Raw genomic sequence first — 19,186 nt, forward strand, 5'->3', positions numbered from 1 at the left:
GCACGGTGGGCGTATGCCGGGTCTCACCGGCCGCGGCGCATCAGCCGCGTTCGTCGTTGTCGCCGGAGTAGCCGCCCTGCTCGGCGAGGAAACGCTCGAATTCGGCACCCAATTCGTCGCCGCTGGGCAGCTCACCCTCACCGACCAGCAAGCTGGACTGTCGTTCCTGGGCGCTGACGAAGGTGTCGTACTGGCGCTCCAGCGCGTGCACCACCGTCTCCACTTCCGCGTTGCCGGCGATGTGCTCGTTGACCTGCTCACGCACCCGCGCCGCCGCTTCACCCAGCGCGGCGAGCGGGAACTCGAGGCCCGCGTTCTCGCCGACATGTTCGAGCAGGGTCTGCGCGGCTTCCGGGTAGGAGGTCTGCGCCAGATAGTGCGGGACGTGTACCGAGAACCCCAGCGATTCGTGCCCGTGCTGGGCCAGGCGGTACTCCAGCAACGTGGCCGCACTCGCCGGTACCTGCAGTTCACCCGGCCAGCGCTGATTGTCCGGGATGAGATCGCGGTTGGACGAATGCGCGGTGAGCCCCAGCGGCCGGGTGTGCGGAACCGCCATCGGGATGGCGCTCAGACCGATACTGCGGCGCACACCGAGCTGCTCGGCCAGCAACCGCACCGCGGTGGTGAACTTCTCCCAGCGCAGATCCGGCTCCATGCCCGCGAGCAGCAGAAACGGGGTGCCCTCGGTATCGCGCAGTGCCCACAGGTTCAGCTCGGGCTCGGCGTACTCGGAGAAATGATCGGTTTTGAAGGTCATCAGGGGGCGCCGCGAGCGATAGTCCAGCAGCTCGTCCACATCGAACGAGGCGACGAGTTCGCTCTCCAGGCTCTCCCGCAGGTGAGTCGTGGCCAGCCGCACCGCATGACCCGCGTCGGAGTACCCCTCCAAGCCGTGCACCAGGACCGGCCCCGAGCCGTCGTCGGACGACAGCTGCGGAGCCGGGAACTCCAGTTCGTACATTCGCGACTCGTAGTCCATCGCGTACTCCTTCCTGCGCGATCCGTGGCGGGCGGGTCGGGCAACACTGCTGGTATCCGCTGCCGTGCCGCGAGCCGCGAATCGCCCTCCATTGTCCCCCATGCCGATGTAGGGCCACACGCGGCCGTACATCGGCTCTCTGTGCTGACAACAGCGGTCGCCGCCGGTGAATTCCCCGGTCCCGGTGGCGGCGGGTCGGGAAGTCGGTGTGGTCTTGTGGCCGGTGAACGCACCGGGGAGTCTGGCACACTCCGCTTCTGGATGTACCCGATTTTCGAGTCGGCAACCCGGTCCCGGCGCGGGGCCTGCGGCCGACCGGAGTTGTCCACAACCCCGAGTTGTCCACAGACTTCGTGAGAACCGGTGTTTTCCCAGTTCACGCCCGTGTTGCACGAGATCCGATACCGCATGCTCGGGCCATGACCTCCGCTGCGCCGTCCTCCCGTCCCGCCTCCGCCGACGCTCCGTCGGTTCCGCACCGAGCCGGCCGCCCGGCTCCCGCCCCACCCCGTGCCGACCGGGCCGCGGGACGGTGCCCTACAGCGCGGGCGCTGGCCGCGCGCGGCGGGGCCCGCCCGGTTCCGGCGCCCGCCGCGCCCGGTGTGTGTGTTTCCGGCTCGGGTGTCCCCGGGCGGGGTACCTACGAGTACGCCGCGGCGTCGCGGGCACGCTGCGCCGACCGGGCCGGTGACGAGTACGACCGCCCGCTCCGTACCGGCCCCGCCCGGCTCGACGACCCGGGAGATCTGCTGGCCGCGCTCCCCGCCATGCTCGGCTTCCGGCCGGAGCGTTCGCTGGTACTGGCCGTCCTGTGCGCGGCCCCCACGGCGGAGAGTGCGGTCATCGATCTCGTGGTGCGGTTCGACCTCCGGCATCCCGGCACCGGTGCCCCCTCCGATAGCGAGACGGTGGCCGCCGCGGCCGCGCGGGTCTGTGCCCGCCCGGGAGTGGTCGGAGTGCTCGCCGTCCTGGTGGACGACGCGCTCACCGATGGTGAACCCGCTGGACCGCAACGAATCCCGATATTCGGAGAACTGGAACGGCAGCTGGCGTCCCACGCCGTGCCGGTGCGGGGCGCCTGGGCCGCTCGGTCGATCGCGGCCCGACAGCCGTGGTGGAGCGTGACGGGCCCACCGCGCCGCGGGCAGATCGCCGATCCGGTGGCCTCGGCGGTCACCCTCGGCCGGGTTCTGGACGGACGGCCGATTCGCCACAGCCGGGACGAACTGACGGCATTGGTCGCTCCGGACGACGCCCTGCGCGCGCGGGTGTCGAGTGAACTGGAGGATGCCAGGGGCCGCGCCAAGGACAGATATGTGGCCGCCGCGCAGCGTGGCGATCCGGCCGGTTATCTGCGCGGCGAACTGATGACCGTGCTCTGGCTCATCGCGAACGCCGAATCCGGCCCCGGACTCGATGCCCGGGAGCTTGCCCAAATCGCGGTGGCCCTCCGTGACCGGGAGGTTCGCGATTCCGTCTTCGCCGTGGCCGATACCGCGCATGCCGAAGCGGCCGAGAGCCTGCTGGCCCTGCTGACTCGCGCGCTGGACGGCGCCGACCGAGCGGAAGCGGCGACCCTGCTGGGCTATTTCGCCTACGTGCGGGGCGACGGCCCGTTCGCCGGAATCGCCCTGGACGCGGCGTTGGATGCCGAGCCGCACCACTCGATGGCCGCACTGCTGCACACCGCCCTGGAGGCCGGTATGCGTCCTGAACGCCTCCGCGATCTGGCGCAGTGCGGCCGGGACGCCGCCACCGCTCTGGGCGTCGACCCGGCCGCGGTGTGGTGAGACCGGCCGGGGCCGGATCAGCGCGCGCTGTGCGCGCGCGAGCCGAGGCCCCGCAAATAACTCCAGGCGGTGGAGACGATCTCGTCGAGGTCGTTGTGCTCCGGCTTCCAGCCGAGCTCGTCGATCGCACGCCCGCTGGAGGCGATCAGCACAGCCGGGTCACCAGCGCGGTGCGGGGCGTCGACCGCGGCGATGGGTCCGCCGGTGACCCGTTCGCACGCCGAGATCACCTCGCGTACGGAGAATCCCGTACCGCTACCGAGGTTGAACACCCGGTGGGTGCTCGCCGCGGCGGTCTCCAGGGCCAGCAGATGCGCCTGCGCCAGGTCCAGAATATGGATGTAGTCGCGGACCGCGGTGCCGTCGTGGGTCGGCCAATCGGTGCCGAACACCGAAATGGAATCCCGGTGTCCCGCAGCCACCTGCAGTACCAGCGGGATCAGATGCGTCTCCACCACCCGGTTCTCGCCGAGACCGCCGTAGGCCCCGGCCACATTGAAATAGCGCAGGCTGGTGGCGGCCAGACCGTGCGCGACGGAATACGAAGTGATGGCGTGATCGATCGCCAGCTTCGAGGCGCCGTAGGGGTTGGTGGGGCGAGCCGGCGCATCCTCGGTGATCGGGACCTGTTCCGGCTCGCCGTACACCGCCGCCGTCGACGAGAAGACCAATCGCCGGGTATCGGTTTCGCGCATCGCTTCGAGCAGGGCGAGTGTTTTCACCACATTGCCGTGCCAGTACTTTTCGGGTCGCTGTACCGATTCACCGACCAGCGACTGTGCCGCGAAATGCAGAACTCCGTCGAATTGCCGGATGCGCAGCAGATCCGGCGCGGCCTCGGCGATATCACCTTCGACGAATTCGACGCCCTCGGGGACCCCGTCGGCATTACCCGTCGACAGATCGTCGACGACCACCACCTCGTGTCCCTGCTCCCGCAGTACGAGCGCGCAGACGCCACCCACATAACCGGCTCCGCCGGTGACCAGAAGTTTCATCGATCAGACCAGCTTCACCTGAACGGCGTGGGCCATTTCGTCGGGCAGTTCGTACCTCGAGTGGCCCGGCACCGTGATGACGACGGCGCCCGGTTTGCTCTCGACGGTGACCCGGGCGTCGGGCACCACGCCCGCCTCCCGCAGCCGGCCGATCACCTCGGGATCGGTCTGAATGTGTTCGGCCAGCCGGCGCACCACCACCGCGTGCGTACGGCCCTGCGGCAATTCGGACAACCGCTTCAGCGGTTCCTCCAGCGACTGGGTCGCGGAGATACCGAGTTCGTCCAAGCCGGGGATGGGGTTGCCGTAGGGAGAGGTCGTGGGATGGTTGAGCACCTCGACCAGCCGGCGCTCGACATCCTCGCTCATCACATGTTCCCAGCGACAGGCTTCGGCATGCACGTTCTGCCAGTCCAGCCCGATGATGTCCACCAGCAACCGCTCGGCCAGCCGATGTTTGCGCATGACCGCGACTGCCATACTGCGGCCCTTCTCGGTCAGTTCGAGATGCCGGTCACCCGCGACGAGCAGCAGTCCGTCGCGTTCCATCCGGGCCACGGTCTGGCTGACCGTGGGGCCGCTCTGCTCGAGGCGCTCGGCGATCCGGGCGCGCAGGGGTACTACGCCCTCCTCCTCGAGGTCGTAGATGGTACGGAGATACATCTCCGTGGTGTCGACCAGATCCTTCACTGTTGCCCCTTCGTCGGCACGAATTCTACCTGCGCACCAGCGACCCCGGTCGAAACGAACGGGTCGCCTGACGCGATGGGAATACATTCGGCGCGCGGCCCGACGCCGCAGTCGCGCATACATCTATTTCTACTGCATGACAACGTGCGATGGGGTTGCACCCTTCCCGATACGGTTGCGATCATGGCCACTGCACCGCCGGACGTGAACCCCGGCTCCGGGGAACCGGGGACCGTTGTGTGGACCGACCGTTTCCTGGATTACTCGTGGACCCCCGAGCATCCGATGAAACCGGTCCGTCTGCAGTACACGATGGCGCTGGCGCGCTCGCTCGGGGTACTCGACGGAATCGAGCTCCTGGAGCCCGGCGCGGCCGGTCGCGAGGAATTGCTCCGAATACACACCGGCGACTACATCGAGGCGGTGCGCTCGGTGGTGCCGCGGGAAACGGTGGGCGATCTTCCGGTCGATCCGCCGTACGGGCTCGGGTCCAGCGATAATCCGGTGTTCCCCCGGATGCACGAGGCCGCGTCGGTGATCGTCGGCGGCACCCTGGCCGCGGCGCGTGCCATCGCCACGGGCGCCACGCGGCGGGCGGTGAGTATCGGCGGCGGTATGCACCACGCCATGCCGGGCCGGGCCGCCGGTTTCTGTGTGTACAACGACGCGGCGGTGGCCATCTCCTGGCTGCTCGACCACGGTTTCGACCGGATCGCCTACCTCGATGTGGATGTCCATCACGGCGACGGCGTACAGCACGCGTTCTATCGGGACCCGCGAGTGCTCACCGTCTCGATCCACCAGCATCCCGCCACACTGTGGCCGAACACCGGCTGGCCGGACGAGACCGGTAGCGGCCCCGGAGACGGCACCGTGATCAATCTCCCGCTGCTGCCGGGTACCCGCGATCCGCAATGGCTGCGCGCCTTCCATGCGGTGGTACCCGGCGCGGTGGCGGCGTTCCGGCCCCAGCTGGTGGTCAGCCAGTGCGGGGTGGACACCCACCGCGAGGATCCGCTTGCGGAGCTGGAGTTGGGTATCGAGGGGCAGCGGGCGGCCTTCCTGGCGATGCGGGAGCTGGCCGACCGATATGCCGAGGGGCGGTGGTTGGCGGTCGGTGGCGGTGGGTACGGCCTGGTGCGGGTGGTGCCACGGGCCTGGACCCATCTCCTGGGTATCGCGCTCGACCGCCCGGTGGACCCGGCGACCGCGGTACCGCAGGATTGGATCGATCTCGTGCGCACCGACAGGCCGCGGGTATCACCGCCCCGCACCATGGGCGACGGTGTGGATATCGCGTTCCGGCGCTGGGACGGTCCCGGGGGGACCGCCGAAACCGGGGACGCCCGGCTCGACCGTGCCCAGCGCGCCGTCGATACGGCCGTTCTCGCCACCCGCCGGGCGTGCTTCGGCCCGCTCGGCCTCGATCCGGAGGATCCGCGTGACTGACCCCACCGACCGTGTGCCCGACGATGCGCCGCCGGCGCCGCTGCACTGGCAGGCCGATGTCCTGGCCTCCGACGGCGGTGTGGTGCGGGTGCGCCCGATCATTCCGGGCGACGCCGATGAACTGCAGCGATTCCACACCGCGCTGTCCGAGCGCAGCCGCTACCTGCGTTATTTCGGGCCCTATCCGCGGATATCGCCGAAGGATCTGCACCGCACCACCCACCTCGACTACCGGGACCGGGTAGGACTTGTCGTCGTCCTGGGGGACGCGATCATCGCCGTCGGGCGCTACGAGATCCTGGACCGTACCGGCTCGCGCGCGGCGGAGGTCGCCTTCGTGGTGGCCGACGAGCATCAGGGACGCGGGCTCGGATCGATCCTGCTCGAACATCTGGCCGGCGCGGCCGCAGAGAACCGGATCGACACCTTCGTCGCCGAGGTGCTGGCCGAGAACACGGTGATGGTCACCGTGTTCCGTGAGGCGGGCTACCAGGTGGAGCGCAGTCGTGACGGCTCGGTGCTGCATCTGGAATTCGCCATCGATCCCACCGAGGCGTTGCGCTCGGTGCGCGACGCGCGGGAACGGGCCTCGGAGGCACGCAGTGTGGGCAACCTGCTGGCCCCGCGGTCGGTGGCGGTGATCGGCGCGACGCCGAGCACCACGCGCGTCGGTGGTGTGGTGCTGGCCAATCTGCTGGACGGAACGTTCCAGGGGGCGGTGTACCCGGTGAACCCCGAGCGGCGTTCGGTCCGCGGTGTCCACGCGTATCCGACGGTGCGCGATATCCCGGACGAGGTGGACCTGGCCGTCGTCGCGGTCCCCGCGGCCGCCATCGGATCGGTGCTCGACGACTGTATGGCCAAGGGCGTCAAGGGCCTACTGGTGCTGTCGGCGGGGTTCGGGGAGACGGGGGAACAGGGCCGCAACGCGGAGGCCGAACTCGTCGCCGCTGCCCGGGGGCACGGCATGCGCGTGGTGGGCCCGAGCGCGCTGGGTATCGCGAACACCGACCCGGCGGTCGGTCTCAATGCCACGCTGGCCACGCTGTTGCCGGGCCGCGGGCGGATCGGATTCTTCTGCCAGTCGGGACCGCTCGGGGTGGCCATCCTGGCCGAGGCCGCCACGCGCAATCTGGGGTTGTCCACCTTCGTTTCCGCCGGTAACCGTGCCGATGTCTCGGGTAACGATCTGCTGCAGTACTGGGATACCGACGCCGATACCGATGTGATCCTGCTGTACCTGGAGAGTTTCGGTAATCCGCGCAAATTCTCCCGCATCGCGCGCCGGGTGGCCCGCAACAAACCGATCGTCGCGGTCAGCCCCAGCCGGCTGGCCGCACGCGGGATGTCGGACGGGGGGCTGGATCGGTCGATCGTGCGCGATCTGTTCGCGCAATCCGGTGTGGTGCAGGCTGATTCGATTTCCGAGATGTTCGACTGCGCGGCCCTGCTGGGCTATCAGCCGCTGCCCCGCGGGCCGCGTCCGGCCGTGGTGGGCAACAGCACCGCACTCAACTGGCTGACCTCCGACGCGGCGCGCAGTGAGGGGCTCACCGTGCTCGACCCGGTGGACCTCGGTCCGCAGGCCACACCGGAGGACTTCCGGACCGCTGTCGCCGCGGCACTCGAAGCCGAGAACACCGATGCGGTGATCGTGATCTTCGCGCCGCCGATTCCGCTGCCGCAGACCGGATATGCCGAGGCGATCCGGGCGGCTGTGGCCTCGGTGCCCGCGACCAAACCGGTGCTCACCACCTTCGCCGGCGGAGACGGTATCCCGAATCTGCTGGCCGTCCGTGGTCCCGGCGCGGCCGCGATCCGCGGATCCATTCCGTCCTTCCCCGATCCGGCACGCGCGGTCCGCGCGCTGGCCAGAGTGCATCGCTACGCGCGCTGGCGCGACCTGCCCGCCTCCCCGGCCTCCGATACCGTCCACGCCGGCGACGAGAACGGGCGACCGGCCGGTATCGACAGCGAGCGGGCCGTGCGGCTGATGGAGCAGTGGACGACCGATCCGGGCGGGCGGTGGCTGACCGACGACGAGACCGTTCTACTGCTCGACTGCTACGGCATCTCCGTGGTGGAGTTCCGGGCGGTCCGCGGCGCCGAGGCAGCCGTGGCGGCGGCCGAGGAGCTGGGCTATCCGGTGGCGGCGAAGGCCACCAACGAGAGCTGGCGTCGCCGCCCCGATATGAGCTGGGTGCGGCTGGACCTGTGGCGCCCGGACGCGGTCCGCCAGGCCTATCGCGATCTGGTCGAGCTGTGCGGGGATCCGCTCCTGCATATTCAGCGCATGGCGCCCAAGGGAGTCGGTTGTGTATTGAAGGTTCAGGACGACCCGGCGTTCGGTTCGGTCATCGAATTCGGGCTGTCCGGCCCGATCATCGAACTTCTCGGGGATCGGGCCTATCGAGCGCTGCCCCTGTCGGCCCAGGAGGCCGCCGCGCTGATCGATGCGCCGCGTGCCGCCCCGCTGCTGAACGGAACCCCGGCCAGTCCCCGGGTGGACAAAGCGGCTCTCATCGAACTCACCCGGCGTATTTCGGCGATGTCCGACGATCTCCCCGAGCTGCGGGAACTGTCCTTCGAGCCGGTGCTGGCCGCCCCGGAATCGGCGGCGATCCTCTATGCCCGCGCCCGGATCGGTCCGCAGCCGAGCCGTTTCGACATCGGGCCACGTCGATTGGGGTAGGGAGGCCGGGTGGCGGGCCACCGGCGGGCCCGGCGGCCGGGACGGCCGCCGATCGTGACGGTTCGGTCGGCGGGCCGGTAAGAGCCGGGACCCGGCGAAGCGTCGTCCGGCCGAGGATGAGGCGGTGCCGGCCCAGGGTATCGAGACAACGTGACCGGCCGAAACCGGCCGGTCACCGTTTCTTGGTTGGTGTTGCTATCAGCTCGCGTAGGCGCGCAGCCGGTCCGCCCGCTCGCCCTTCCGCAGTTTGGACATGACCTCACGCTCGATCTGCCGGACACGTTCCCGGGACAGACCGAACAGCTTGCCGATCTGATCCAGGGTGCGCGGCTGGCCGTCGTCCAGACCGAACCGCAGACGGATCACCTGCTGTTCGCGTTCGTCGAGCGTGTTGAGCACGCTGCGGACGTCGCGGTGCAACAGGCCGGCGATCACGGCGCTCTCGGCCGAGGTGGCCTCGGAGTCCTCGATGAAATCGCCCAGCGGGGCTTCTTCGTCGTTACCCACCGGCATGTCCAGGCTCACCGGATCGCGGCTGTGGTCGAGCAGATCGGCGATCTTCTCCACCGCGATACCCGACTCGGAGGCGAGTTCCTCGTCGGTGGCCTCCCGGCCGAGCTGCTGATGTAGTTCGCGCTTGATCCGGGCGAGCTTGTTGACCTGTTCGACCAGATGGACCGGGAGCCGGATGGTACGACTCTGATCGGCCATACCCCTGGTGATCGCCTGCCGGATCCACCACGTGGCGTAGGTCGAGAATTTGAAGCCCTTTGCGTAGTCGAACTTCTCCATCGCGCGGATCAGGCCCAGATTGCCCTCCTGGATGAGGTCCAGCAGCGGCATCCCACGGCCCGTGTACCGCTTGGCGAGCGAGACGACCAGACGCAGGTTGGCTTCCAGCAGGTGCGAACGCGCGGCCTGGCCTTCTCGGACGACGAGGGCCAGATCACGCTTGCGGGTCGCCGACAAACGCTTGCCGGTCTCCAGCAGGTGCTGGGCGTAGAGACCCGCCTCGATGCGCTTGGCCAGTTCGACTTCGTCGGCAGCTGTGAGCAGGGCGGTCCGGCCGATTCCGTTCAGGTACACGCGTACCAGATCGGCGGCGGGGCTCGAAGCGTCGAGGTCCGTATCACTGGGGCGCACACGAGTGGTGGCGGGGCTTGTCATGACTTGCCTCCTGTCGGTGGTGTCTCACTCCGAACAACGGACCCGACATAGGGAAAGTTCCCTCGCCGGGCGCGGATAAACCGCTCTGAACTGCGGTTTTCACTGTGACGTTCTGAGAAGTTCCTGAGAAGGAGAGCCCTCGGCAGGTGGCGGAACACGCGGTGGGGGCGTACCCCTAGTGCGGGACCGGGTGGATCAACCCGTGCCGCACCAAACCGGTGACCACTCCGAGGGCGGCATCCGCGAACTCGGGGGAGACCTCCTCCGCTCCCTGTGACAGTGCCAGCAGTTCGATCAGTTCGTACAACGGCAGGCCGTCGGGCCGCATTCCCGCCAGCAGGGAGACCGTCGTCTCGTCCACCTCGTGCTGCCACCGCGGTCCGTCGCCCCGGTGCAAGCGCATCACCTGCTGCTTCCAGCCCTGCTCACCCGGCAGCGACACCCGCTCGAGGGCGGTGGCCGGGTCGACCCGGTAGCGCGAGCGCCGGGCCCGGTCCGGATCACCGGCGATATCGCGCAACCAGGCGGACCGCTGGAAGTAGGCCAGCGCTTCCGCGCCGAGTGGATCGTCGAAACCGTGGGTGAGGTCCTCGGCCAGTAGTTCGGTCGGCGCGTCGACGGCGCGCAGGTAGACGAAACCGAAACCGATACCGGTCACCTCGGCCTGGTCCAGCGCGCTCAGCCATTCCTCGGCCCGCTGCTGGGCCGCCGGGGTACGCGGATCGAGGCCGGCGTCGCGCAGCCAGGTGCCTACGTAGAGCGCGGGGTCGGCGACATCACGCTGGACGGCCCACGCGTCGATACCGTGCGCGGGCAACCAGCTCGAGACGCGCTGCCGCCAGTCCTGGTCCTCGGTGTGCACCCAGGCGGCCAGTACCGCGGCGGTTCCGCCGGGGGCCAGCAGCCCGGGGACACCCGAGATCACCAGTTCGCTGGCGCCGTCGAGGGCGAGCCCGGAATCCCGGTAGGTGTGCTCGACCCGGGCGGGCCCGACCACGAAGGGAGGATTGGCGACCACCTGATCGAACCGGCGCCCGGCGACGGGTTCGAACCACGACCCGGGCACCAGGTCGATAGTCAGATCGTTGAGCGCCGCGGTGGCCTCGGCCAGCCACAGCGCGCGCGGATTCACATCCGTGGCGGTGACCGACCGGGCGTAGGACGCGGCGTGCACGGCCTGGATACCGCAGCCGGTGCCCAGATCCAGCACCGAGCCGACCGGTGCCGTCGGGGTGGCTCGCAGCAGTGAGAGTGAGGCATGGCCGACGCCGAGTACATGGTCTTCGGTCAGGGTCCGCCGGTGCATCGAATCGTCGAGGTCGGACAGTATCCAGCGGTTGCCCGCGCCGATATCGGTCGGGCGCAGGTCCAGCGCCGCGCGGACCTCGTCGCCCGAGCGGGTCAACAGTCCGGCCGCCACGGCCTCGTCGATCCGGACCGGGGCCAGTGCCGCGGCCACCTCGCGCTCGTTCAAGGCGTCACCGAGGAGTAGCAGGCGGACGAGGGCACCTAGATCACCGGCGGCCCGCGCGGCCCGGCGCACCGGTACCGGTTCCCCGCGGCCCAGGGCGCTGTGCGCTTCGTCGCCCAGCGTTTCGAGCAGGGTGTCGGCGTCGTATCCGACCCTGGTCAGCGCGGTGCGCAGGGACGGGCACAGGGCGGTCAGCGGTGATCGGACGGTCGATCCGGAGGTGGGCACAGCGGTACTCTGCCACCTCGGCGGGCTCGGCCCGATGGCCGCACCGCCGTGGCCGAGGTGGCCTGAGTCGGCGATGACGAGCGGTTCAGCCGTCGATCTGATCGTGCCGGCGCTCCTCCAGCGCGGGGCGCGGGCGATCCCAGCGGCTGGGTTCGTTCTTGTCCCGCGGTGGCCGGTCGTTGGCGATGAGAACCGCGATCCACGGCAGGGGTACCGAAGCCGCCATGATCAGGATCGAGATCAGGGCGTTCCCGAAGACCGTGTAGGCCACCCCGGCCAGGATCAGCGCCGGGATCCGGAACGCCATGATGATCGTGTACCGGCGAACGCGGGCCCGGTGTTGCTCCTCGAAGGACGGGGCCGCCTTCGTGATCAGCGCCGCGTGTCTGGCGTCGTCGCCGGGGAAGTATCCGCGCGAACGAGAGGGACGGGCCGGCCGCGGCGTGCCGGAGGGCTCACCGGGACCGCTCGCACCGGCGTCGAGGTGCTCCGAGCCGCGCTCGGAGTCTTCGCCGTGCTGCTGCATACCTTCGAGTCTTGCACTATCTCCGCCGCCGTGTACAACGCGTCCACTGGTAACTCGCACGACGGCCGCGCCGCCGGGTTCGGCCGCCTTCGAGAGGGTGCCGGATCTCTGTCGGCCGGGGGGCCGAGGGCCGTGTCTTCTCCCGGCCGGACCGACCGCTTTTCGCGCCGCCCCGTCGCGTCGACCGCCCGCCCGGGCCGGCGGAACGGCGGGGCGGCGCCATCGCCACACGCCGGTACGGGCCGGTCGTGGGGGTGATCGTGCGAGCGGGGTGCCGCGATGCGGCATCATGGAGGGCGTGAGTACCGATACTCTGATCCGCCCCGATACGACCACCGACGAGACCACCGGTGACGACACCCCCAAGTTCTTCCACTACGTGAAGAAGAACAAGATCGCCGAGAGTGCCGTGATGGGCACCATGGTGGTCGCGCTGTGCGGTGAAGTCTTCCCGGTGACGCGCTCGCCGAAGCCCGGCTCGCCGGTCTGCCCCGAGTGCAAGAAGGTCTACGAGACCCTCCGTAAGGGCGACTGAGCGCCATCCGGCCCCGGAGCATCGGGCCCCGCGCGCGGGCGCCGTGGGCGGTACCGGCAAGTCGCGGTACCGGGCGACCTCCGGCCGGGCCGGTTCAGGAGAAACAGGTCCGCACTGTCCGTCCGGCAGCGGCCCGCCCAGCCGGCTCGTCGATCGTCGACGTGTCCGGGCGGCAGTCAGCGGGTGGCCAGCGGAGCCGGTGTTGCGCCCGCAGAACCGCCCTCCGGGCCGCTGTCGTCGCCGCGTCGTGCGCCGCGCCGGCGCGGGACCCGGTGTGAACCCGCATCGGCCGGATCGGCCTCCGCTTCGCCCTGCGCTTCGCTGCGGCGTTTGGCCAGCCATACCTTGAACTGTTCCATCCGGGTGGCCCGGGCCGGCCAGAACTCCTGGACCGCCGCGTTGAATTCGGCGCCGAGGATCACCGCGAAACCCAGGAAGAACGTGAACAGCAGGAAGGCGATCGGGGTGGCCAGGGCACCGTAGGTGACCCCCGTCCGGGTCACCAGGGCCAGGTAGTGGCGCAGGATATCGCTGGCCGCCATGAAGAACACCGCCGCCAGCAACGCCCCGCAGAAAAGCCGGTGGTATGGCAGCGAACTGTGCAGCGCGAGTTTGTACAGCGTGGCCAGTCCGACGATGAGCAGCAACCCCACCGCCGGGTAGTAGAACATGTCGATCAGGCGCAGGCCCGGCTCCAGCCACGAATCCGGCAGTACCCGCCCGATGAGCACCGGGCCCAGCGCGACGAGCGGCAGGATGAAGATCGCCGCGATCAGGAACTGGACGTAGAGGAGCAGGGCGAAGATGCGCTGCCAGATCGGGTTCCGGGCGTCCTGCTGGCCGTGTGCCTCCACGATCGCGTCGACGAAGGTCGCCATGGCCGAGGACCCGGCCCACAGCGAGAGTACGAAACCCACCGAGACGAATGCGGCCCGGCCGCGCCCGAGCACATCGCGGATCGTCGGTTCGATCAGATCGGTGACCACACTCTGACTGAACAGGTCGCGACTGAATGTGAGCGCTTTCGATTCCACGATCTCCACGGTGTCCGGCCCGAACAGACCGCTGACGTAACCCAGCCCGCCCAGCAGACCGAACAGCAGCGGTACCAGCGACAGGGTCTGCCAGAAGGCGGCGGCAGCGGATTTCGCGAAGATCGAGTCGTCCCAGGCCTTGACGGCCACCCGGACCACCAGCCGGCCGATCTGGGCGAGGGCGCGCCGGACCCACGCGGTACCCGACGGGTCCGCGCCGGGTCCGCGTCCGTAACTGTGCATGGTCTGTCCAGCATCGCGCACCCGGGCGCCCAGCGGTATGGCGGCCGGCAACGTGTCGGGGGTCGATCGGTGAATCGCCGGTTACCGAGCGTGCTCCGGAAACCGTCCCCCACGGTGTGTGACGCCCGTCGCGCGCCCGCGCCGGTTTGGCGCCATCGCCGCCACGGCCGCTAGTGTTTGTCTCCGTGACCGATGCGAGCGGTGCTATTGCGACGGAGGCTCCGGGCGCATCCCTGCGCGCGTGGCAGCGGCGCGCGCTCACCCGGTACCTGGCAACCAAACCCCGTGATTTCCTTGCTGTGGCGACGCCCGGGGCCGGTAAGACCACCTTCGCGCTGCGGGTCGCGGCGGAATTGCTGGCCGATCGCACGGTCGACCAGATCACCGTGGTCGCGCCGACCGAACATTTGAAACATCAGTGGGCCGCGTCGGGGGCGCGCTCGGGACTGGCGCTGGATTCGAACTTCTCCAACACCACCGGCGGCACCTCGGGGGACTATCACGGCGTGGTGGTCACCTACGCCCAGATCGCCGCGCACCCGTTCAAGCACCGGGTGCGCACCGAGAACCGGCGCACCCTGGTGATCCTGGACGAGATTCATCACGCCGGCGATTCCAAGAGCTGGGGCGACGCGGTGGCCGAGGCGTTCGGTGACGCCACCCGCCGGCTGGCACTCACCGGTACCCCGTTCCGCAGCGACGACAGCCAGATCCCGTTCATCACCTATGAACCCGACGAGGCCGGTCTGCCGCGGTCCCGGGCCGATCACAGTTACGGCTACACCGAGGCGCTCACCGACGGGGTCGTGCGGCCGGTGGTGTTCCTCGCCTACTCCGGCGAAGCGCATTGGCGCGACAGCGCGGGCGAAGAGTACACCGCGCGGCTCGGCGAACCGCTGAACGCCGAACAGACCGCCCGCGCCTGGCGCACCGCGCTCGATCCGGCGGGAGACTGGATCTACGCGGTACTGCGCGCGGCGGATATGCGGCTGGCGCAGTTGCGTGAGGGCGGTATGCACGATGCCGGTGGCCTGGTGATCGCCTCCGATCAGGAACGGGCCCGCGCCTACGCGGAGCTGATCGAGCATCTCACCGGTAACCGGCCGGTGCTGGTGCTCTCCGACGACCCCACCTCCTCGGCCCGGATCGGTGAGTTCAGTGCGGGCACCCAGCCGTGGATGGTCGCGGTGCGGATGGTCTCCGAGGGGGTGGACGTCCCGCGGCTGGCCGTCGGTGTGTACGCCACCAGCGCCTCGACGCCGCTGTATTTCGCCCAGGCCATCGGCCGTTTCGTCCGCGCCCGGCGGCCGGGCGAGACCGCGAGTGTGTTCCTGCCGTCGGTTCCGGTGCTGCTGGATCTGGCCGCGCAGCTCGAGGTGCAGCGCGACCATGTCATCGGGAAGCCGCATCGCGAGAAGGACGGTCTCGACGACGACCTGCTCGCCGAGGCGAACAAGCAGCAGGACGAACCGGGCGAGGAGGAGAAGGCATTCGTGCCGCTGGCCGCCGACGCCGAACTGGACCAGGTGATCTACGACGGATCCTCGTTCGGTACCGCGACCTTCGCCGGTAGCGCCGAAGAAGCCGACTACCTCGGCATTCCCGGTCTGCTCGATGCCGATCAGATGCGCGCCCTGCTGCGGGAGCGGCAGGCCCGGCAGATCGCCGACCGGTCCAAGGCCGAACCGGAGGCCCCGGCCCCCGCGTCCCCGGCAGCGGGTAATGCCGCCGAGCGGGTGGCGACCGCCGACAAATTGGGCGAACTGCGGCGCGAGCTGAACAGCCTGGTCGCGATGCATCACCACCGCACCGGTAAGCCACACGGGGTGATCCACGGCGAGCTCCGGCGCCAGTGCGGCGGGCCGCCCACCGCACTGGCCACCGCCGACCAGCTCGGCGAGCGGATCGCGGCGCTACGCCGGATGTGAACCGGTCGCGGTCCCCGTGGCGGCCCGGTTCGGTGGACATGTGCATGTCTCGGCGTCGGTGTCCGGGTTCACACTTCGAAGAACATCGCGGGGTCCAGTGCGTGGAGCGGTATCCAGCGCGGTGTTTCCGGCCCGTCGCCGGAATCGTCCGGCGCGGCCCCACGATCCGGGTGGCCGTACCCCTGCATATCCAGGCTCAGCCGCGGATCCTCGTCCACCCGCCGGGCGAGATCGTAGAACGTGGCCAGCAGGTGGAGACAGCGTGCGGTGCGCGCGCTGCAGGAGCAGTCGATCGCCGCGGGTCGCGGGGCCACCGAGACGCCCGCCGCGAGGGCCGCCGCGTGCATTTCGTCGGTCAGCAGAGCGGGTCCGGCGCCGATGATCGCGGGCAATGCCGTGAGCGCGGTCCGGGTGAGCGGCGCCAGTTCGAGATGGACGACCGAGGCCTGGCCCCCGCGGTGGATGTGCGCGCGGACGATCCGCCCTTCCACCACGGACCGGACCCCGTCGTTGCGGGCGATACTGCGTGCCCGCGGGAGCAGCGGCTCGGGGCGGGTCTGCCGTAGCGGCTCGGCCAGCCGGACCCAGTCCATTCCCCAGCGGGTGTAGCCGAATTCGTTGTCCGCCATCAGTTTCCCCGCTTCCGTCGCAGCACTTCCAGGAGCCGTTCGTCGTCGAGCCGGGCGAGATCGGCGATACCGCTCCCGTCGCCGAGATCGGTGAGCGCGGATTTGCGGCGCTGCATCCCCGCGATATGTTCCTCGACCGTGGTGGCCGAGGTCAGTGTGGTGACGGTGACCGTGCGGGTCTGCCCGATCCGGTGCACCCGGTCGGAGGCCTGGGCTTCGACCGCGGGATTCCACCACCGGTCGAAATGGATCACATCCGCGGCGCGGGTGAGGGTGAGCCCGGTACCCGCCGCCCGCAGGCTGAGCACCAGAACCGGTGGTCCGCCGGGGGATTGGAACCGGGTGACGATCGCCGCGCGTTCGGCCTGGGTCAGCCCGCCGTGGAAGAACGGCGCCGTGATGGTGAACTGTTCGGCCAGATGCCGCACCAGAAGGTCACCGGTGGCCCGGTACTGGGTGAAGATCAGCGTCGGCGCACCGTTGTCGAGGTTGGCGGCGACGATATCGGTGCACAGGTCGAGTTTCCCGGAGCGACGCCCTAATTCGCCCTGGTCACCGTCCACCAGACCGGGATGGTTGCACACCTGTTTCAGCGCGGTGAGCACCGCCAGCACCCGGGTCTGCCGCTGCGTGCCGGTACCGAAGCCGTCGGCGACCGCGCGGTCGAGCAACTGATCGTAGAGTTTCTCCTGTTCGGGGGTGAGATCGCACAGTAGATCGTTGTGGATCTTGGCCGGGAGCGCGGCGGCGACCTGAGTTTTGCGGCGGGCGAGCAGGACTGGTTCGATCGCGTCCTGCAGGCGCGCGGCCGCGGTGGCCGAACCCTGTTCGACGGGTTTGACGAAGCGCCGCCGGAACTGGGCGCGATGCCCGAACAGGCGGGGTGCCACGAGGTGCAGCAGCGACCACAGTTCCTCGAGGTGATTCTCCACCGGGGTACCGGTCAGCGCGACGACGGCCGCGGCGTCGAGAGCGCGGGCCGCCTTCGACACCTGTGTGCGGGGATTCTTCAACGCCTGGGCCTCGTCGAACACCACGGTCGCCCAGTCGTTTCCGGTGAGCCGGTGACCGTGCAGCCGCAGCACGGGGTAACCCGTCACGACGATATCGCCGGCCGTGGTGCCGATCTCGCCACCCCGCCAGGCCACCGGCCGCAGGGCGGGAGCGAAACGCTGTATCTCGTGTACCCAGTTGCCCACCAGCGATGTCGGGCACACCACGAGTTGCGTACCGTGGTCGGCCCGTCCGAGTAGTAGGCCGATGGTCTGCACGGTTTTGCCCAGACCCATCTCGTCGGCGAGGATCGCCCCGCCGTGGCGAGCGACGGTGTCGCGCAACCAGCCGATTCCGCGCGCCTGATAGGGCCGCAGGTCGGCGAGTAGGTTGTCGCGCAGGCCGGCGGCGATGGTCGTGGTGTCGTGGAGCACCGAGCGGGCGTGGTCACCGGCGAGCATCGCGGTCCCCGTCGCGTTGGGAAACGCGTGCCCGGCGAGGGGGAGGTCTGCGTGTTCGCCGGCGAGGATCGCCTGCCAGGCGCGGGTGGAGTGGCCCGGCTCGGCGGGTGCGAATCCGGCGAGACCGGCGGGGTCCACCAGCGCGCAGTCGACCGGGGTGACCTGCAGAGTGATGCTTCCCGCACGCGCCTGGGCCCGGGTTCCGCCGGGTACGGCCAGGGCGAGGGTCGCGGTGTCGCCGATTCCCGTGGGTGCCGGGCCGGGTGCCCGCCCGGTCCAGGTCCACAGGGCGAACATGTGACGGTCGGGCAGATAGGTGGTCTCGATGGTCGGCAGAGTGCACCCCTATGATCAGCGTATAGTGTACGGAGTATTAGGCCAACGCGCACCGTACCGGATTTGTTCCGGTACGCCCCGCGCAGTGCTCGGGTGGTATCTCTACGTGGTGGAGGGAAGGCGATGAGCAGCGACGGCGCGCCGACGGAAGCACGGCACCCGAGCCGTCCGGTATCGGCTGCGGCCGACCGGAGGTGCCGGTGACCCCTCCGCCCGATCCGGCCCGTGTCCTGCTCGAACTGCTGTGGCGGCACGAGCTGCCGCCCCGGCGCGGCGGCCGTGGTCCCCGGCAGACCGTGAGCGTTGACGAGGTGGTGGCCGCGGCCGTAGCCCTCGCGGACCGCGAGGGCTACGAGAAAGTGTCGGTCCGCGCGGTCGCCGCGGAGCTGGGACTGCGGCCGATGAGCCTGTACACCTACGTCCCGAGCAAGGACGCGCTCACCGTCCTGATGGTCGACGCGGTCGCGCTGGAGGATGCTCCCATCCCCGCCGGCCTGCCCGTGCGGGATCGGATGGGGGCCGTCGCCCGGCAGATCCGGGACGAATACCTGACCCATCCGTGGCTGTTCGAGGTGCCCTCCTGGCGGATGGTGCTGGGACCCGGCCGGACGCGGCGGTACGAGCGGCACCTGGCGGCGGTGGCCGGGGCGGGGCTCGACGATATCGAGATGGACCGGGTGATCGCGGTGCTGTCGCAGTTCGCGACCGGTAACGCGCGGACCGCGCTCGCCGCGGCCCGCAGTGTCCGGGAACAATCCGACGCCGACTGGTGGGCGGCGCACGGCCCGGTGCTCGAGCAGGTCATGCCGGCCACCGACTTCCCGCTGTCGGCCCGGGTCGGTGCGGCCGTCGGTGAGCTGTACCAGGCGCCCGGCGACCCGGCCGGAGATTTCGACTATGGGCTGCACCGCTTGATCGACGGGATTCTGCCCGGCTGAAACACCCGTGGCGGGGGGCCGGGAAGGGGGCCGCCCCCCGCCGCCCGGGTGAGTTGTTTGTTTGTGTTGTGTTGGGGGGCGACGGCGGGGCCAGAA

15 protein-coding genes are annotated in these 19,186 nt (G+C 69.7%); 6 read left to right on the forward strand and 9 right to left on the reverse strand.

Annotated features, from left to right (window positions below):
* Positions 1–40: 40 nt before the first annotated feature.
* Positions 41–982, reverse strand: coding sequence for a PAC2 family protein (locus AB0H42_RS13795; protein WP_357054737.1), 942 nt, complete (start codon positions 980–982; stop codon positions 41–43).
* A gap of 419 nt (positions 983–1,401) precedes the next feature.
* On the opposite strand from AB0H42_RS13795, the gene AB0H42_RS13800 reads away from it, so the two are divergent.
* Positions 1,402–2,772, forward strand: coding sequence for a DUF4192 domain-containing protein (locus AB0H42_RS13800; protein WP_357054740.1), 1,371 nt, complete (start codon positions 1,402–1,404; stop codon positions 2,770–2,772).
* 17 nt (positions 2,773–2,789) lie between these two features.
* Here AB0H42_RS13800 and galE read toward each other — a convergent pair whose 3' ends face one another.
* Complete coding sequence (gene galE / locus AB0H42_RS13805) at positions 2,790–3,770, reverse strand: UDP-glucose 4-epimerase GalE (protein ID WP_357054742.1); 981 nt, start codon at positions 3,768–3,770, stop codon at positions 2,790–2,792.
* Positions 3,771–3,773: 3 nt separating this feature from the next.
* Positions 3,774–4,460 carry a metal-dependent transcriptional regulator gene (locus AB0H42_RS13810; protein WP_357054745.1) on the reverse strand — a complete coding sequence of 229 codons (687 nt, stop codon included), beginning with the start codon at positions 4,458–4,460 and terminating at the stop codon, positions 3,774–3,776.
* A gap of 183 nt (positions 4,461–4,643) precedes the next feature.
* Between AB0H42_RS13810 and AB0H42_RS13815 the strand changes: the two genes are divergently transcribed.
* Together AB0H42_RS13815 and AB0H42_RS13820 are read left to right on the forward strand one after the other, a co-directional pair.
* Positions 4,644–5,909 (forward strand): acetoin utilization protein AcuC, encoded by a 1,266-nt coding sequence (locus AB0H42_RS13815; RefSeq protein WP_357054748.1) that lies wholly within the window; start codon positions 4,644–4,646, stop codon positions 5,907–5,909.
* Positions 5,902–8,601, forward strand: coding sequence for a GNAT family N-acetyltransferase (locus AB0H42_RS13820; protein WP_357054751.1), 2,700 nt, complete (start codon positions 5,902–5,904; stop codon positions 8,599–8,601). The genes AB0H42_RS13815 and AB0H42_RS13820 overlap by 8 nt, the downstream gene beginning before the upstream one ends.
* A gap of 198 nt (positions 8,602–8,799) precedes the next feature.
* Here AB0H42_RS13820 and AB0H42_RS13825 read toward each other — a convergent pair whose 3' ends face one another.
* The 3 genes from AB0H42_RS13825 to AB0H42_RS13835 all read right to left on the reverse strand — a co-directional run bounded on the left by AB0H42_RS13825 (position 8,800) and on the right by AB0H42_RS13835 (position 11,993).
* The gene (locus AB0H42_RS13825) at positions 8,800–9,768 is read right to left on the reverse strand and encodes a sigma-70 family RNA polymerase sigma factor (protein ID WP_357054754.1); all 969 of its coding nucleotides are present in this window, start codon (positions 9,766–9,768) and stop codon (positions 8,800–8,802) included.
* Between the two features lie 175 nt (positions 9,769–9,943).
* Entirely contained in the window at positions 9,944–11,467 is a 1,524-nt protein-coding gene (locus AB0H42_RS13830; protein WP_357054757.1) for a methyltransferase, read from the reverse strand.
* 85 nt (positions 11,468–11,552) lie between these two features.
* The gene (locus AB0H42_RS13835; protein ID WP_357054760.1) at positions 11,553–11,993 is read right to left on the reverse strand and encodes a DUF3099 domain-containing protein; all 441 of its coding nucleotides are present in this window, start codon (positions 11,991–11,993) and stop codon (positions 11,553–11,555) included.
* A gap of 298 nt (positions 11,994–12,291) precedes the next feature.
* Between AB0H42_RS13835 and AB0H42_RS13840 the strand changes: the two genes are divergently transcribed.
* Positions 12,292–12,528 (forward strand): DUF3039 domain-containing protein, encoded by a 237-nt coding sequence (locus AB0H42_RS13840; RefSeq protein WP_357054763.1) that lies wholly within the window; start codon positions 12,292–12,294, stop codon positions 12,526–12,528.
* A 176-nt stretch (positions 12,529–12,704) separates the two neighbouring features.
* Here the strand turns inward: AB0H42_RS13840 and AB0H42_RS13845 are convergent, their stop codons facing one another.
* Positions 12,705–13,805 carry a YihY/virulence factor BrkB family protein gene (locus AB0H42_RS13845; RefSeq protein ID WP_357055102.1) on the reverse strand — a complete coding sequence of 367 codons (1,101 nt, stop codon included), beginning with the start codon at positions 13,803–13,805 and terminating at the stop codon, positions 12,705–12,707.
* Between the two features lie 185 nt (positions 13,806–13,990).
* Here AB0H42_RS13845 and AB0H42_RS13850 point away from each other — a divergent pair, with 185 nt between their 5' ends.
* Entirely contained in the window at positions 13,991–15,733 is a 1,743-nt protein-coding gene (locus AB0H42_RS13850) for a DEAD/DEAH box helicase (RefSeq protein WP_357054766.1), read from the forward strand.
* A gap of 68 nt (positions 15,734–15,801) precedes the next feature.
* Here AB0H42_RS13850 and AB0H42_RS13855 read toward each other — a convergent pair whose 3' ends face one another.
* Both AB0H42_RS13855 and AB0H42_RS13860 read right to left on the reverse strand, forming a co-directional pair.
* Positions 15,802–16,362 (reverse strand): hypothetical protein, encoded by a 561-nt coding sequence (locus AB0H42_RS13855; RefSeq protein WP_357054769.1) that lies wholly within the window; start codon positions 16,360–16,362, stop codon positions 15,802–15,804.
* Positions 16,362–18,113: a DEAD/DEAH box helicase gene (locus AB0H42_RS13860; RefSeq protein ID WP_357054772.1), complete on the reverse strand. Its 1,752-nt coding sequence runs from the start codon at positions 18,111–18,113 to the stop codon at positions 16,362–16,364. The genes AB0H42_RS13855 and AB0H42_RS13860 overlap by 1 nt, the downstream gene beginning before the upstream one ends.
* A 239-nt stretch (positions 18,114–18,352) precedes the next feature.
* Between AB0H42_RS13860 and AB0H42_RS13865 the strand changes: the two genes are divergently transcribed.
* The gene (locus AB0H42_RS13865) at positions 18,353–19,090 is read left to right on the forward strand and encodes a TetR/AcrR family transcriptional regulator (RefSeq protein WP_357054775.1); all 738 of its coding nucleotides are present in this window, start codon (positions 18,353–18,355) and stop codon (positions 19,088–19,090) included.
* The last annotated feature ends 96 nt before the right edge of the window (positions 19,091–19,186 follow it).

It is taken from the genome of Nocardia sp. NPDC050799 (genome assembly GCF_040654015.1).
Lineage (GTDB): Bacteria > Actinomycetota > Actinomycetes > Mycobacteriales > Mycobacteriaceae > Nocardia.

Coding starts and splice junctions, on each gene's coding strand:
- AB0H42_RS13855 (WP_357054769.1), bottom strand. CDS start 16,362: ATGGCGGACAACGAATTCGGCTACACCCGCTGGGGAATGGACTGGGTC.
- AB0H42_RS13800 (WP_357054740.1), top strand. CDS start 1,402: ATGACCTCCGCTGCGCCGTCCTCCCGTCCCGCCTCCGCCGACGCTCCG.
- AB0H42_RS13795 (WP_357054737.1), bottom strand. CDS start 982: ATGGACTACGAGTCGCGAATGTACGAACTGGAGTTCCCGGCTCCGCAG.
- AB0H42_RS13860 (WP_357054772.1), bottom strand. CDS start 18,113: ATGTTCGCCCTGTGGACCTGGACCGGGCGGGCACCCGGCCCGGCACCC.
- AB0H42_RS13845 (WP_357055102.1), bottom strand. CDS start 13,805: ATGCACAGTTACGGACGCGGACCCGGCGCGGACCCGTCGGGTACCGCG.
- galE (WP_357054742.1), bottom strand. CDS start 3,770: ATGAAACTTCTGGTCACCGGCGGAGCCGGTTATGTGGGTGGCGTCTGC.
- AB0H42_RS13825 (WP_357054754.1), bottom strand. CDS start 9,768: ATGACAAGCCCCGCCACCACTCGTGTGCGCCCCAGTGATACGGACCTC.
- AB0H42_RS13815 (WP_357054748.1), top strand. CDS start 4,644: ATGGCCACTGCACCGCCGGACGTGAACCCCGGCTCCGGGGAACCGGGG.
- AB0H42_RS13835 (WP_357054760.1), bottom strand. CDS start 11,993: ATGCAGCAGCACGGCGAAGACTCCGAGCGCGGCTCGGAGCACCTCGAC.